Source organism: Acinetobacter calcoaceticus, assembly GCF_051947995.1.
In the GTDB taxonomy this organism is placed as follows: Bacteria; Pseudomonadota; Gammaproteobacteria; order Pseudomonadales; family Moraxellaceae; genus Acinetobacter.
Genome location: NZ_JBLVVH010000006.1, coordinates 43,620 through 57,576, shown reverse-complemented (window position 1 = coordinate 57,576; position 13,957 = coordinate 43,620). Strand labels below are relative to the sequence as shown.

13 protein-coding genes and 1 tRNA gene are annotated in these 13,957 nt (G+C 37.7%); 7 read left to right on the top strand and 7 right to left on the bottom strand.

Translation table 11 applies throughout. From position 1 onward, the window contains the following. Nucleotides 1-197 precede the first annotated feature (197 nt). From ACNQO6_RS12555 to ACNQO6_RS12545, 3 genes are all read right to left on the bottom strand, one after another. Nucleotides 198-1,310, bottom strand: coding sequence for a YqaJ viral recombinase family protein (locus ACNQO6_RS12555; protein WP_440209167.1), 1,113 nt, complete (start codon nucleotides 1,308-1,310; stop codon nucleotides 198-200). Between the two features lie 165 nt (nucleotides 1,311-1,475). Continuing rightward, nucleotides 1,476-2,525 (bottom strand): DUF932 domain-containing protein, encoded by a 1,050-nt coding sequence (locus tag ACNQO6_RS12550; protein WP_440209166.1) that lies wholly within the window; start codon nucleotides 2,523-2,525, stop codon nucleotides 1,476-1,478. A 39-nt stretch (nucleotides 2,526-2,564) separates the two neighbouring features. Further along, nucleotides 2,565-2,798: a hypothetical protein gene (locus ACNQO6_RS12545; RefSeq protein ID WP_440209165.1), complete on the bottom strand. Its 234-nt coding sequence runs from the start codon at nucleotides 2,796-2,798 to the stop codon at nucleotides 2,565-2,567. A 688-nt stretch (nucleotides 2,799-3,486) separates the two neighbouring features. On the opposite strand from ACNQO6_RS12545, the gene ACNQO6_RS12540 reads away from it, so the two are divergent. The 3 genes from ACNQO6_RS12540 (at nucleotide 3,487) to ACNQO6_RS12530 (ending at nucleotide 5,175) form a co-directional block, all read left to right on the top strand. Further along, nucleotides 3,487-3,903 (top strand): hypothetical protein, encoded by a 417-nt coding sequence (locus ACNQO6_RS12540; RefSeq protein WP_440209164.1) that lies wholly within the window; start codon nucleotides 3,487-3,489, stop codon nucleotides 3,901-3,903. 49 nt (nucleotides 3,904-3,952) lie between these two features. Continuing rightward, complete coding sequence (locus tag ACNQO6_RS12535) at nucleotides 3,953-4,522, top strand: hypothetical protein (protein ID WP_440209163.1); 570 nt, start codon at nucleotides 3,953-3,955, stop codon at nucleotides 4,520-4,522. 128 nt (nucleotides 4,523-4,650) lie between these two features. After that, nucleotides 4,651-5,175 (top strand): hypothetical protein, encoded by a 525-nt coding sequence (locus ACNQO6_RS12530; RefSeq protein WP_440209162.1) that lies wholly within the window; start codon nucleotides 4,651-4,653, stop codon nucleotides 5,173-5,175. Between the two features lie 101 nt (nucleotides 5,176-5,276). Here the strand turns inward: ACNQO6_RS12530 and ACNQO6_RS12525 are convergent, their stop codons facing one another. Both ACNQO6_RS12525 and ACNQO6_RS12520 read right to left on the bottom strand, forming a co-directional pair. Beyond that, nucleotides 5,277-6,587: a hypothetical protein gene (locus tag ACNQO6_RS12525; RefSeq protein ID WP_440209161.1), complete on the bottom strand. Its 1,311-nt coding sequence runs from the start codon at nucleotides 6,585-6,587 to the stop codon at nucleotides 5,277-5,279. A gap of 720 nt (nucleotides 6,588-7,307) precedes the next feature. Continuing rightward, on the bottom strand, nucleotides 7,308-8,657 hold the full coding sequence (locus tag ACNQO6_RS12520) for a hypothetical protein (RefSeq protein WP_440209160.1): 1,350 nt from the start codon (nucleotides 8,655-8,657) through the stop codon (nucleotides 7,308-7,310). Between the two features lie 165 nt (nucleotides 8,658-8,822). On the opposite strand from ACNQO6_RS12520, the gene ACNQO6_RS12515 reads away from it, so the two are divergent. The 3 genes from ACNQO6_RS12515 (at nucleotide 8,823) to ACNQO6_RS12505 (ending at nucleotide 11,527) form a co-directional block, all read left to right on the top strand. Beyond that, the gene (locus tag ACNQO6_RS12515) at nucleotides 8,823-9,050 is read left to right on the top strand and encodes a helix-turn-helix transcriptional regulator (RefSeq protein WP_440209159.1); all 228 of its coding nucleotides are present in this window, start codon (nucleotides 8,823-8,825) and stop codon (nucleotides 9,048-9,050) included. A gap of 327 nt (nucleotides 9,051-9,377) precedes the next feature. Next, nucleotides 9,378-10,541, top strand: a complete 1,164-nt coding sequence (locus ACNQO6_RS12510) for a YagK/YfjJ domain-containing protein (protein ID WP_440209158.1) — start codon at nucleotides 9,378-9,380, stop codon at nucleotides 10,539-10,541. Then, the gene (locus ACNQO6_RS12505) at nucleotides 10,538-11,527 is read left to right on the top strand and encodes a hypothetical protein (protein WP_440209157.1); all 990 of its coding nucleotides are present in this window, start codon (nucleotides 10,538-10,540) and stop codon (nucleotides 11,525-11,527) included. The genes ACNQO6_RS12510 and ACNQO6_RS12505 overlap by 4 nt, the downstream gene beginning before the upstream one ends. 234 nt (nucleotides 11,528-11,761) lie before the next feature. On the opposite strand, the gene ACNQO6_RS12500 is transcribed toward ACNQO6_RS12505, so the two are convergent. After that, nucleotides 11,762-11,851 (bottom strand) — tRNA-Ser (locus ACNQO6_RS12500). 96 nt (nucleotides 11,852-11,947) lie between these two features. Continuing rightward, nucleotides 11,948-12,436, bottom strand: coding sequence for a transcription elongation factor GreB (greB, locus tag ACNQO6_RS12495; RefSeq protein ID WP_343581797.1), 489 nt, complete (start codon nucleotides 12,434-12,436; stop codon nucleotides 11,948-11,950). A 375-nt stretch (nucleotides 12,437-12,811) separates the two neighbouring features. Here greB and ACNQO6_RS12490 point away from each other — a divergent pair, with 375 nt between their 5' ends. After that, nucleotides 12,812-13,921 (top strand): transglycosylase SLT domain-containing protein, encoded by a 1,110-nt coding sequence (locus ACNQO6_RS12490; protein WP_440209156.1) that lies wholly within the window; start codon nucleotides 12,812-12,814, stop codon nucleotides 13,919-13,921. Nucleotides 13,922-13,957 lie beyond the last annotated feature (36 nt).

Sequence of the window (13,957 nt, the reverse complement as noted above, 5' to 3'; positions counted from 1 at the left end):
AATGCCCCTTTGATATGTGTAAGAAGCAAACATGTTTTAAATGCATAAATTCAGCGCAGAACAGTCCATTTAGTCGTCAGTAAGTACTTCACGGTACTTACTGACGACGGGGGCTGTTTTGCGCTTTTTTGATGAAATGGGATTTGGAAAAGTGATGTGGAAGTTCGAAAGGATTTGCTTAGGCTAATTCGGTTGGATTAAACAGCGTCTGTATAAATCTGGAATCGACGTGTGCCCTGTTTGTTTTGCGGGAACTGTTGTAAAAACTCTGGATGCTGTTGCAGTAAGGCTTTACTGTCTAAGCTGACCGAATCTTTCGATTTCTTCCAAGTGACTGAACCTGCCTTAAATATAGCTCGTTCTGAATCCTGCATCTTGATCTGGATTTGATGCTTCAACTGATCAAAACTGCTTTGGTGTTGCTCCAGCAAATGACGTTGTTGCAATAGCTGCTCAAAGTACTGATTAGCTGTGACATCCTCAGATAGATCAGTAGTACTCAGGGGGATATGTTCAGGATATAAAAGCTGTAAGGCTTTGGCTGCTGACTCAGATGCATCGACGTCAGGTGGAATATCCTTTTCTACACATTCCCAGAAGTAACGCTCTGCATCGATGATGTATTTGATTACCGTTTCACTGCGGGTGACCTTAAAGATCCGGGTTTCATGTCCACAGATCAGAGCACAGATATGCGCTGCCTGTTTGCCTGTGACTGCCAGTTGATGTTGTACCTGACATAAAACATACAGCGGTACACCGTCCCGCCATAGTTTTGCACCATATTCACCTACTGTTTTACACTCCAATATCTGGACTTCTTCATGACCTACCACGGCATAGTCTAAGTTTGCGAGCATAAAATGCTTGTCTTCATCTGGGTGCTGAAGTACGGCATTAACGCGACGGACTTTGTGATTGGTATGCATGCTGTAGTATTGGGCCACTAACGGTTCAAGCTGCTTCCCCCAATATAAAGGGGCATAACCTGCACTTTCATCTTCGATGTTTTGTTGCATGCGTCCGGTCTTGATCATCCATAATTCCAGCATCGACATATAGGGATTTAGGCCACATGCCGTTGCTGCATCACTGCTACCAATGCCCTGCTTACGGACTTCCAACCATTGTTGGTAATTCAGCTTTTTGGTATTGGCAAGACGTTTGGCTGCGGGTAGTTGACTGGTTTTCTTTGGTGTTTTCTTGGTTCGTGTGCCCACCTCAATCTTATATTCAGTTTCAATCTTGATGGGATAAGGTTGTAAAGGTGGATGGTTTAGGGTGTTCTGAATTTGGGTATGACTATTCATAGAGAATATTCCTGTATCAGTAAAATCGTAAAAGCTGAATTTCGGGCATAAAAAAAGCCACATCTGAGGATGTGGCCAAAAGGGTATTGCTTTGCTTGCTACGGTTGTTACCGTAGTTTTAGATTAGGACGTTAAGCTTAATTCAAACTGAATAGATGCCTTGGTTTAAGCCACCATTTTTAATGCCTGATCAAGTCCTCGTTGTTTAATAGCTGCTCCCATACCGAACCATGCAGAGTCCAGACGATGATCTGCACTCATAGCACGACGTTCATGGTCACAGAATTCGGTGATCGAGCATAATAATCCATACGCTGTATCTTTGGCTGAACTTAGCTCTGCCCCACGCCCGTGTCCGTTAAACATGGTCATGACTTTTGACATGGCTCGTCCATTCGGTTCAGTTTTATTGTCTGATCGAGATGAGTTGGCATGATTCGGCATAGCAGCATTTCGATAGAACTGAATAATGCTTTCATCCTGCTCAGCCATGCTCATACTGGTATTGTTAAACACTGCATCAAAATAAGCGGCTGCTTCTTGTTGAGTCACTTTACGCTGACTCAGTTGTTTCATTTCATACATGTGTTCATCCCATGCACGAACTGAGATACCAAGTTGCTGTTTCACTTTATCTGCATCAAATCGTGTGCTATGCGGAACCTTGACCACACCCGTATTCCCTTGCTGTCCACGTAAAGCGATCGCTAAAGTGTTATTACACACTACACGTATACTGGTGAATTGAGCCGTGGTTGCCAATGTGCCGTCACAGGCAGTCGCCAATAAAATATAGCCATTGCTGACATCCTTACCCTTGAGTGCTGAGGTCTGTCCAGTCTTCGCCAATGCCCAGAACTTTTTACCACCTTTAAGTACCCCCGCGGTCTCCAGTTCAAAACCCGATTGTTCAGTAAGGTCTCGATAGAATTCCAGAATTTCCATCGGCTGGACTTCCTGAAAGCGTTGGCTGACCACAGATAAAGGCGCATGGGTATCGGAACGGTATAAAACTCGCTGTTCCTCAAAAGGCATGATAATGCTCTGTCCTCGATGGTTCTGTGCCATGTAACTGACATCTGAGCTTTCAATCCGCCAGTCCATGCCTGCCTGCTGTGCCCACACCTCTAACGGTTGGTTTGGTGTCAGTTGATTACCCAAGCCATGCCAAGGAGTTTGTCCTACAAATGCCATTGTTTCAACTAAATGTGCCATAAGATATGTCCTTTAATTTTGCTGATAATTGTGTATTGCTCAGTATTTATGTGTGCTAATGCTAGATCGGGTTTGATCTGCCAATACCAGAATCACTCCACCTAAGGCTGCGCCTGCTACCCCACCCAACATCGGTGAAAAACCCATCGACTTGGCAAGGTTCATACCCAATATCGCCAAAGTTGTAGGAGCACTTGCAAGGCTGAGTTGCGGTGTTTGAGGTTCTCTAAAGCGAGGGCTATACGGTTCTTCTTCTGTATCCAAATACGACATGGACGTTCTCCAAGGGTTTAGAAATGAGTATTTAAAACGTTGAGACAAAGAACCTACGTTCAATGCTTGGCGTTACTTCATTTCAGTAATATGTATTTGAAATAATTTGGAATCGTATGCCTGTTCAATTTTTACTGAGTTGTACTAAACATCGGCACAAATCGAATTGACCTATGAAAACGTTATGATTATGATGGGCTTGCTGACCCACATGGTCAGTCGGTTTTAGCAGGCCGTGGTATATAGCGCATCAGACTTATTCTTTCTGAGGGTAAGTCCTATGTGAAACCTTCTCGTCCCCCTTTGCGGTAGAACGGGAGGGGGACGCGTTCGCGCGTGCTGGTTCTATATGCCCAGTCTGCTAACCCCTTTTCGTTCTGCCACCATTATTTAGCAGTGATGTGGTAGAACTTCTAATGCATATAGGAGTCAATCATGACTGTTTTTTATATTTCTAAGCTTTCCACACCTTTAATTTTTTGCCATGGTCCGTTACCTCTAAAGACAGATCATTTAACAGATTAAAGCAATTTGCATCACAGCACCTTTGTTGCTGATCAGGCATTTACTTTTCTAATTTTTCAATGAAATTTAAGTCATTGATGTACTGCCATGCCTGAAATGTAGCAATCCCGTCTGTCTGCACGTTCTAAAAATCAATAAACAACAATAATCAGGATTTAATTTAATGAACAACCGAATCAAAGCATTTTTACAATACAGTGCTGTCGCAGCCAGCTTATCCATCACCTCACTTTGTCATGCTGATATGAATAAAGTCATGGCACTCATTAATGAACCCTCGTCTGCACCCACAATTAAACGTTGCGAAGGCAATGTAAATTGCAATGCTTTTGTGGCAATCAGCAGAGAATGGCAAATTATCCCTAAAGATGATCGATTACGTTATTACATCTATAGCAGCGATCTAAATGCCCTTATTCGAGAAGGTAAGGATTTAAAGGAACAGAGGTTAATTGATATTGATGACTTTGCTTATCAGGTCTTTGATTACCATGCCGAGAATATTAATGACAGATGGTTGTACATCAAAGGTATAGCTGTTCTGAAGTACGTCCAACGTACCCAGTTTGGTTCTCAGTAACTAGGCAATCTTTGTGTCATCCATTCTCGAATTAGAAGGAAACTCTGTCATGAAACAGATCTTCATTACGGCTACCATTTTAGCGACGCTAACAGCCTGCCATAAGACACCGGAGCCATCTTCGCCAGATGTTTCAAGCGAATCAACTAATACACCTATCCAAGATGATTCCAAGCTGCAATTGAAAGAGCAGGAAGCCGAAGCTGCTGCCATTGCCCATGATCGTTATGATCCAGACAGTATTTATACAGATGCAGATAATACTGATATTCCCTCACCTCAACTTAAGCGCGAACTGCTACCAAGTGAAGCTGTAGAAGTTAAGTTCCGCCCCGTTGGTTCTCCTCCAAACTTTATTGTGGTCACACAAACTATTTATGACACCACTCGTTTAAAAGTTGTCTCTGAAGTGAACGATGTCATTGATAAGGTTGAAATGGATAATCCGAACTGTAAAGTCGTTGGTGTAGAACCATATACAACTAAATTTCCAAATGTGTCTTATTACGGAGATGTCTTTAAACTTGTTTTAAAGGACTGTACTGCTGAAGAAATTAAAGAAGTTTATCTGTATACCACGCATGGCAAACTGACTTATCAAGCCCTTACTGAAGAATGATTGCTTTATAACAAACACAAGCCATTAAAAACCTATTCTCTGTTTAAGCTCATCCCATTATTGAATCAGCGCAAAATATTCAAAAACCCAAATGAGTAAGAACAGAGGTGAACTTCTAGGAGAAAAGCATGTCATTCACTAAATTCATGCTCCCTTTTATTTTCTCAATCGGAACGCTTACTGCTTGTAGTCCAACACAAGATACAGCAAAAAAACCAATTCAAACTGAAGTATCTGAACTTGATCCAGATACTCAGAAAATCATGCAAACAGATTTAAGTGAGCAAACACAAAATGATGAAATACCAATATCATCTGAACCAGAGCTAAACCCAGAGGCCAATGAGATGATTGAAACTTTATCTCATGAACAGCCACAAGAACAATTTGATATCCGTGTATATCGTGCTGAATCACAAGGAACGATGACAGGCTATATTGACAAAGTTGACATCATTTCCCTCAATGACCAACCCACTACAATTACTGGTATTCAAATCAATCGAGGAAGCTGCGGTATCACACGCATGTACGACTACCAGAATATGCGCTATGGATCAGTAGCTTTAGCCTATCCACGATGTAAGGTCGAGTACATTCGAGAAGTAAGTATCAGTACAGTGAATGGGACTTATGCTTATAAGATTGGTTAAATTAATAAAAATATGAAGTATAGAAATCGTTCTAGAACTCAGTGTGCTAGAACGACATTGATTAAAATAATAATATTAAACAAAATATTTATTCAATAGAATCAATCACTAGTTTTTTCGATTTTTTCCCTAATATTGAAAAATCTATCACCCAAAAAGTTAGCTTTAGCTTTATCCATATCATCAGTTGGATTTTTCTTGAATGCTTCCAAGTTTAATTTTATCAAATCCGCATGAAGGGTAGCCATGACTGAATCATCAACATCACTATCTAGTTGAGGTAATTTAGATATCTCATCTCTATATTTTTCATAAGATTTTGCTAAAGCTTCCTTATGACCATATTCTTGTTCCAAACGGCTATATTTATTCAAATTTATATTTGCAACAGTAGCCAACCACAATAATGGGATATTTAACATCAACCTAATCGCTATGGATTGCAATGTAATTGAATCTAAGTTATCCCAATTAATATGTTTAAAATTAAATATAGCCAATAAAATTAAAGAAGCAGAAAATACAGCCAGACTTCCCCATTTGTTAATTTTTGCTTCTTTTGCTTTTTCAAAAAAACCTCCAGCTAATCCGGCTGTACTACTCATATTCATAACATTTCTTGCTTCCTCTTCCACAAGTTTAAGCTGCTTTAATCGTTCATCTAACACGTCTGCAAGACTATTTTTTTGAGCATTTTTATCACCAAAAATCTTTGTATAGAAAGCTTCAAGTTCTGTTTGCTTTTTATCAATTTGAGCTTTGATAGACGGTATTTCATTGCCGCCTTCATCTTGTAAAGATATAAATAGTTTTTTATGATAATCATCTATTAATTTATAACTTCTACGTAGTAGGAACTCTCTTGTTGTTGCGACACCATCCACTTCCACTTTTTCATCTTTCTCAAATAGATATTTATTTAACTCTTCTGCTTTATCATAAGTACTTTGGATGACTTCTGCTTTTGATACTCCACTATCATCAACAGCTACATAAATATCTTCAAATACATTATTTAAAATCTTAGATTGCTCTAACCATTCTTCATATTTTTCTACAGTTAGCAGGCTTTTAACTTTTTCAATTAAAAGTTCTCCATTAGATGTGTTAGTTTCTAATAAGAGTTTTAGTTCTTCAATATTATTCTTAAACTTTAATAATTCATCAATTTCAATAATTAAATTATGTTTTAGCCCGTTAAGCTCTTCAATCTCTTTTCGCAGAGTATCAATTTCTTCTTTAACTACCCGAGCAGCTCCCTGTCTCTTGTCTACAAGCTGAATTAGATCAGCTCTCAGTTCATACTTAGCTATGAGACTTTCATTAATATTTTTAATTTGAGAAAGTAGTCGAACTAATTCATTTTTGTCTTTTTCATCCATTCCCCTTTTTAAAATATCTTTAACACCCATTTTATAACTCCATAATTTTTTTATGAGAATTCTATAACTATATACTTATTAGATACAATTTTAAAATTTATAAATTCAATAACGTCATTAAACGAATGATTTTATATAGGGTGTTTATTATAGTAATACACTTCCTATCTTTAACATCTTTTTTGAAATGCTTTTACTTGACTAAAACAGAGGTCACCCCTGTACGTTTAGCAATCCAATATTGCCCTTTACCGAAGCTACGCATCTCTTGTACCTTAGCTCGCATATACTGGTTATCTTTCTCAGGATTCACCAAATACGTAGCAGCTTCAATCGCATTCTGTACCTGCTGCTGTAGCTGAGCCCAATGAATTTTACCAATGCCAAACTTACCTTTGTTTTAAACACCTCTGCTTATACTCAGGTGAGTTTGAAATAAAACAATAGCCCTTTTGAGAAGTAATCTGTAACCAGCAACTCCTAAACTGTAAAGCAATACCAAAATCATTTTGATGTTTGTGCCCATTCTGGATCAGCAATAGACAGCCATGACAATCCGTTTTCTCCCTTCTATTCAATTCAGCCATTCTAAGCCTTAAATACAAGTATCCTAATAGAGCAGGAGAATATCTTCTTCCCCTGCTTTAATGGGTATATCCATCTACAAATATACAGTCAAACCATCCTTCAAAAAGTTAAAAATTACTGCCATTTCCACTCCTCAAAATGCTATGTGAAAGTTACTCTTAGTTATTCATAATTAAAGACATTATTTGATTTTTGCTGTCTTAGATATCCTCTTATATCGTTACCGCTCAGTTCTCTAAAAATGTCTTTACCGAAAGAAATAACCAATTTCCATTTATCAATAGCTCCTTCAGTTTTAATATCGACCTTAAAACCCTGGTTCTCAAATCCTAACTTGATAAATTTAAAAAAGGCTTTGTACAGATGTTGAGCTTTCTTTTTTTCATTATTTTCAATTAGACTTGGAGCAATCTCATAAAAATCTTTTAAAAAAGATACATTGTAAACATCTTCATAAAGGATATCATTTTCAAATTGCGACTCACATCGCACAAAGAGTATACTAAATAAAATTGAGTCTAATGATTTCGATGTAGTAGTTTTATAAGCTTTCAGTTGTTCATTAGGTAAGCTTTTAAAAAGTTCACTCATGATACGTGTAACTTCACTAAAACGATCAATTTGCCGTAACTTAAGTTCTTTTCCTGTTGATAACTTTTGTCTTATATCCTTCATTCTAATCTGTAACTCTATTTTCTTTTTTTCAAATTCTAAGTCAAAATCATCTTTCTTAAGCTCAAATTCCGCATTAATTTTTTTTATTTGCAATTCTATTTTCTTTTTCTCAGATTCTAAATCTAAGTCATTTTTTTCAGACTCTAAATCTATGTTAAAAAAGCCAGTATAGAATAGCTCTTGAATGAGTTGGAAAAAAAAGTGAAATAATGTATCAAGTAGCATTCCTGAGGAAAAACTTAAAGGCATAGTTAATGTAAGGTGATGTGGCTTCCTTGAAAAATTAGTAAGGTATTTTCTTGTAAATGGAGAATAGTAAGGCAATAGCTTGATAAGCTTTAGAAAAACTTTATTCACCTCTCTTCCGCTTAGTAATGGTGTTTTTGTCTCAAGTTCATATAAAATTCTATAATAAAGAAATATCAGTTGATTTAAGTCACTATTTGATAAAAGTGAGGATATGGAAAACTGTTCACTAAACTCATAGTATTCATCTAAAAGTGGATAGTCTCTTCTAACGGACTTTACTTCGTTACTTAATTTTTTTAAAAATGAAGTAACCATTTCCTCATTTAAATTGCACTGCTTCAATAAAGCTGAATTATAAGCAACAGGCTGTTCTTGGATAAAATCCCAAAAATAGTGCAAAAATTCGTAATTTATTTTTTCTTCATCCCAATCATCGAATAGCTCATTTACTTCTGGATTTTGACAAATCACCATTGAAAGATTTTGGTTATATGTCATTAAAAACTGATGAATTCTAGGCTTTACAACCTCTTCATTTAAAAATATTAATCCTCTATTAACATCAGGATATTTATTTAAAATCTTCATCCGTTCACATGAATACACTACAACTAAACGAATAATATTACTCAAAATATCTTTATATATCATTGAAAAACCTTAACTTTATTTCACGTAATCAAGTTTCTGTTCATCTTACGCGAAGAATAGTCTCTAATCATACCACCTAATAAAATGAGCCCTTAGATAGGAATGTTTATGCAAAATAGTCAAAGCCAAACAGAAACCGTGCGTATGTTAAAACTACGTGATGTCATTAGTAAATGTCAGATCAGTCGATCAACTATCTATGACAAGCTAGACCATAAGTCTAAGCGTCATGATCCTAATTTTCCTAAGCCTCGTAAGCTTGGCATGAATAGTGTTGCTTGGGTTGAACATGAGGTAGAGCGATGGCTACAGAACCTACCTTGTCATTAATTCTATCGGCATAACTTTCATCTCTTAATAGCTCTCCTCTCCCTGTAAATCACGAAGGGCAATTTCTTCAATTGCCCTTGTAGGAGGACTACGTCTTATGAAAGTGAATTTAGGTTTTTTAATTTAATTAATACCCACTAACAATATCTATATGAATTAAATGCTTAGATAAGAAATACTGTTAGTTTAATCACTATTCAGTCTTCTTATCTATTGTTCCTAGAGAGTGGAATACCACTACTCATCATTCCTATAGATCAGTAAAGGGTTATTCAATTACATCACAAATTAAAGAACATAACCTACTAATTCTTGTGAGTTATCTATATGGAAACCCATTTAACAATTGATCATGATAGCCCAGTCAATCAGATAGAACTTTCGATGGTACAAAGTAATGATACTTATGAACTTGTTGAGAATAAACTAATTGATTCCTCTTTTGCCTGTATAAGAGCAGTCAGTCATATACACAATCAATCTATTCAATACCTGTATAAATTAGATGATGATGGTAAATACATTAGAGTCTACGATAAGACTTTAGAACTATTTTTAAAGCATCCTTATGCTTTGCCAGATCTAGCTGATTCTAACTTTGAATGTGAACACATAAAAGTCTTTATAAAGGCTGTTCAAAATGCTGTTGTACCTTTCATATACGATGAGGATATCTATTCCCTATGGAATTCTCAGCCGAATAGGCGATTTCCTCATTATGACGAGGAATCTGGTCAACTTAAATCGAATAAAACAACCGTTGAGCTTAAAAATGCTTTAACTCATGAAATTTCTAAACTAGTTAATACGCCAGAGTTTAAAGCATCTATCACGGCTCGTCTTGAGCGAACGAAGCACCAATATGAACGCTCCTCTAAGCTTGTAGAGTGTCTCAGAGCCAAGTTTAGTAAGTTACTGGTACTACGTATCGACTTATGCTGGAAAGCGGCTATACAGGACAATTCAACCTTTGAGGAAATGAAAGCTTACGTCTCGCAATTTCTAAAACGCTTTCATCATGATCCTACTTTACCCAACATTGTTGGTTATATCTGGAAGTTAGAGTTTGGTCAAAAGAAAGGCTACCACTACCACTGTATGTTTTTTATGGATGGAAATAAGTTCCAAAATGACTCTCACTATGCTGAGGTGATTGGTCAACACTGGGCAGAACTTACTTTAAACAAAGGCTATTACTTCAACTGTCACAGAGACAAGATCAAATACCGCAACTTAGCGATTGGCATGGCTCGTCACAACGATCAAACCTTCTATGACAATCTTGATCAAGTTTTAGTGTACATCTGCAAACAAGATCAATTCTTAATTGATAAGCGTCTTCTTAAACCTAATTTACGCGTGTTCGGAACCAGTCAATTGCCTTCTAAAGCGAGTCCAGTTGGTCGCCCACGTGATTTCAAAAACCTACCTAAACCATCAACCAGTCTTGCCGTTGTAGTTAAGAAAAAACAATTGAGGAGCACACCATGAGTTTTGAGCGATTGGTACAACTAAATAATATGGATTTAATTGGTGGGCAACATCATTTGCCAACAATGAGATGGCTTGAACAGTTAAGTGCAACAAGTCACCAAATGAGCTTAAAAAGCTCTAAGCCATTTCAACTTCGAGGTGAGGTATTAACACCTACCCCAGCCCTGATAGAGTTAGATCGAGTTTTTAGAATGACAAATGATTTACTTAGTAATGGCTATGCTCTACAGCTCGACACATTACCGAATGAATTGGTAACAGGTAAAGATGCACTGTTTCTTTTCGTCAAAACTAAGCAGATCATGCAACAGTACAGTTGGTTTGATATTTTAAATATCAATCAAGACCCTAATAAAGAACCAATAAACTCTATCTTAAAGCAACTTTGGAATGAGGTACGTGGCTATTCGGCTAGTAGCGAGGCTGAGAATGATGTTAAGAAACGCAAAGAGCTCAACTCAAGCCAAACTCGGGAAAACTCACGTATTGTTAGCCAATTACTTACTCGACACACCAATCTAAACCTAACCAGGCTTTCTTTTTTCTTTACCTCTACAGGTAATATTGAACACTTACAGCTCAAGGAGCTTGAGAAACAAGCTATTCAGCTTAAAAGTAAATTGATTAATGAGCTTCAGCAACTGAATCAGGACAAGTTGCTTTGTATCCAGTGGCGTATCCAAAGGTCGTTGCATGGTCAGTATTACCTGAATATACTGGTTTATCACGATGAACAGCATTTGTTGCAACAACCCCAAGATCAAAACCTTTTATCGCATACTTTCGACACAGAGAGTCAACTAACCATTCAATTAGACTTATCACAAGTATTAACACTTACTCGGAAAATTGAACGTGATAACTTTCAAGGCACAAACTTAGCCGAGTGGAAAGTAATATTTAACAATATGCTCTATCCTTTGAGATATTACTATTACCAATCTAAAGTGATATCACCAAGATTTGAGTACATCATGTACTAGGGAAATTCCCTTAGGAACGTTAAAAGCCCAATAATTATTATTGGGCTTTTTTATACTTCAAAAATAGTTGTAATACTTCTGGTGAGATTAAACTTATTCAGTCCCCTTTCCAGTCTCATCCGAAATGTACCTAAATGGTTTAATCTAATCCGAATTTTTATGTGGGGTAGGTTGAGGGGTAAAACTACATATAAAAAATAAGCCCTTGTAAAAACAAGGGCTTATTTACATATTTGGCGGAAGCGGTGAGATTCGAACTCACGGAGGACTCACACCCTCGTCGGTTTTCAAGACCGGTGCATTAAACCGCTCTGCCACGCTTCCAATGGCGGCTATCATATAAATAAAAATTCAACTTGGCAAATCTTTTATTTAAAAACCTGCATCAAATGCTCAAAATAAAATCAACAAGCTGTATTTTTACGAGTTTTCAGGCTTTTCATAACGAATTGAGTTGATATACCACACTTTTTTACCCAGTGGTGTGTGTACTTCTACCTCATCATCGACCTGTTTACTGAGCAATGCACGCGCCATCGGTGATTCAATCGAAATATGTTGAGGATGATGATCATAGATTTCATCCACCCCGACAATTCTCAAATTTTTTCGTTCGCCGGCATCATTTTCGATTTCCACCCAAGCGCCAAAGTAGACCTTGCCTTCCTGCTCAGGCACATAATCTACAATTTTTAATTCTTCCAGACGTTTGCCTAAATATCGGACACGGCGGTCTATTTTCCGGAGTAGCTGTTTATTGTACTGGTAATCGGCATTCTCTGAGCGATCCCCCAAGCTTGCAGCCCAATTCACTTTTTTAGTAATTTCCGGACGTTCGTCATGCCAAAGTTTCTTGAGTTCGGCAACCAGTAAATCATGACCAGTACGCGTGATTAAATTCGATTTCATAGGCTTAAAATACGTTAAAACAACATTCCACTTACAAGTTTTTGCATTGTATTCCTTATTTCGCCACGACTAAAGTGTATAAATTTTATTCTTTTTCGAAATCATGTGTTTGTGATGTAATTCTCATATTTTTTTAATCCAAAATTTGACAATCACATTTTTGACGCTTAATATGCGCGCCTAAGTTTGTTTTTGTCTATTTTTTGTACGCCTTATAAATGTTGTGAAACATTTGCGTCTTTATTTCCTTTAATCAATGTCATTTTGAATGACGTTCATGATTTGCCCACCCCTTATTGAATTTATCAACTTTTAAAAGTTAAGGCAGTGTATTGCTGAACTTTTAGGGCATAAATTACCTGTAGCGGAGACAACATGCACAGTAATTCAAGTTCTGGGTCTAGGCCTAGCCTTAACTCTTTATCTTCCACGCTCCCGTTTCAAGCATTAGCTTTAACTATTGCGGTTTTACCTTTCAACAGCTTGAATGCAGAAAAATCGCATCAATACAACTCTGTTGTAACCACCAATGTCCTTACTGTCGTTGCAGTTGAAAGCCCAACCACAGTATTTAATGACGGTCAATTTTTACATGGTTTTGGTTATGATCTTGCGCGTAATTATGCACAAAGTCTTAATGTAAAACTTGATTTTAAAACGGTTCCTGACAATGCCACTGCATTGAAATGGGTCGCTCAGGGCAAGGCCAATCTTGCCATGACCACAGCAAGCCTTGCTGCAATTGAGAACAAACAGCTGGTTTCCTTTTCAGCCAGCTGCGGCGATCAGACCAGCCTGAGCAAAAATGGTTTAAATCCTGAGTTAAACTGGGTATTTAAACAGGCGGATGATCCACTCACCCTAACAGCGAGTGGTTATGTCTGTCAGAGTAAACAGACTGGTACCACCCAACAGCTCGCTTCATTTTATAATCGGAATGTAGTTAAACCAGAATCTTGGTCTACGATTCAGAAAGATCTGAAACAACGCTTGCCGATTTATAAGGCCAGCTTTAAACAAAGTGCTTCTAGATATAATTTAGACTGGCACTTACTCGCTGCAATTGGCTATCAGGAATCTTATCTTAAACCGACCTCAGTCTCTCCCACTGGTGTTCGTGGTTTAATGATGCTGACCAATAGCACAGCTCAAGCCATGGGTGTGAGTAATCGTTCTGATCCGGTCCAGAGTATTCAGGGCGGTGCCAAATATTTTGATCTGATGCTGGACCAGTTTTCGAATGTACCTTATCCGGACCGCAACTGGTATGCCTTGGTCGCTTATAACATGGGGCCTGGCGCTGTCAGCCAGATCCAGAAGCGTATCCGTGCCCAAGGCAAAGATCCGAATCAATGGGTCAACCTGTATGATCACTTGCAACGCAATCAGGCACGTAATGGTCGCTATAAGCAAGCGCTACAATATGTCACGCGCATTCGCACCTATTTAGAACACATCAAAACCAATAGTCGTATTGATGTCTAAATTTCAGGCAATAAAAAAGCTTACCTCAGGGTAAGC

Coding starts and splice junctions, on each gene's coding strand:
- ACNQO6_RS12505 (WP_440209157.1), top strand. CDS start 10,538: ATGAGTTTTGAGCGATTGGTACAACTAAATAATATGGATTTAATTGGT.
- ACNQO6_RS12535 (WP_440209163.1), top strand. CDS start 3,953: ATGAAACAGATCTTCATTACGGCTACCATTTTAGCGACGCTAACAGCC.
- ACNQO6_RS12545 (WP_440209165.1), bottom strand. CDS start 2,798: ATGTCGTATTTGGATACAGAAGAAGAACCGTATAGCCCTCGCTTTAGA.
- greB (WP_343581797.1), bottom strand. CDS start 12,436: ATGAAATCGAATTTAATCACGCGTACTGGTCATGATTTACTGGTTGCC.
- ACNQO6_RS12550 (WP_440209166.1), bottom strand. CDS start 2,525: ATGGCACATTTAGTTGAAACAATGGCATTTGTAGGACAAACTCCTTGG.
- ACNQO6_RS12525 (WP_440209161.1), bottom strand. CDS start 6,587: ATGGGTGTTAAAGATATTTTAAAAAGGGGAATGGATGAAAAAGACAAA.
- ACNQO6_RS12510 (WP_440209158.1), top strand. CDS start 9,378: ATGGAAACCCATTTAACAATTGATCATGATAGCCCAGTCAATCAGATA.
- ACNQO6_RS12515 (WP_440209159.1), top strand. CDS start 8,823: ATGTTTATGCAAAATAGTCAAAGCCAAACAGAAACCGTGCGTATGTTA.
- ACNQO6_RS12530 (WP_440209162.1), top strand. CDS start 4,651: ATGTCATTCACTAAATTCATGCTCCCTTTTATTTTCTCAATCGGAACG.
- ACNQO6_RS12555 (WP_440209167.1), bottom strand. CDS start 1,310: ATGAATAGTCATACCCAAATTCAGAACACCCTAAACCATCCACCTTTA.
- ACNQO6_RS12540 (WP_440209164.1), top strand. CDS start 3,487: ATGAACAACCGAATCAAAGCATTTTTACAATACAGTGCTGTCGCAGCC.
- ACNQO6_RS12520 (WP_440209160.1), bottom strand. CDS start 8,657: ATGAAGATTTTAAATAAATATCCTGATGTTAATAGAGGATTAATATTT.
- ACNQO6_RS12490 (WP_440209156.1), top strand. CDS start 12,812: ATGCACAGTAATTCAAGTTCTGGGTCTAGGCCTAGCCTTAACTCTTTA.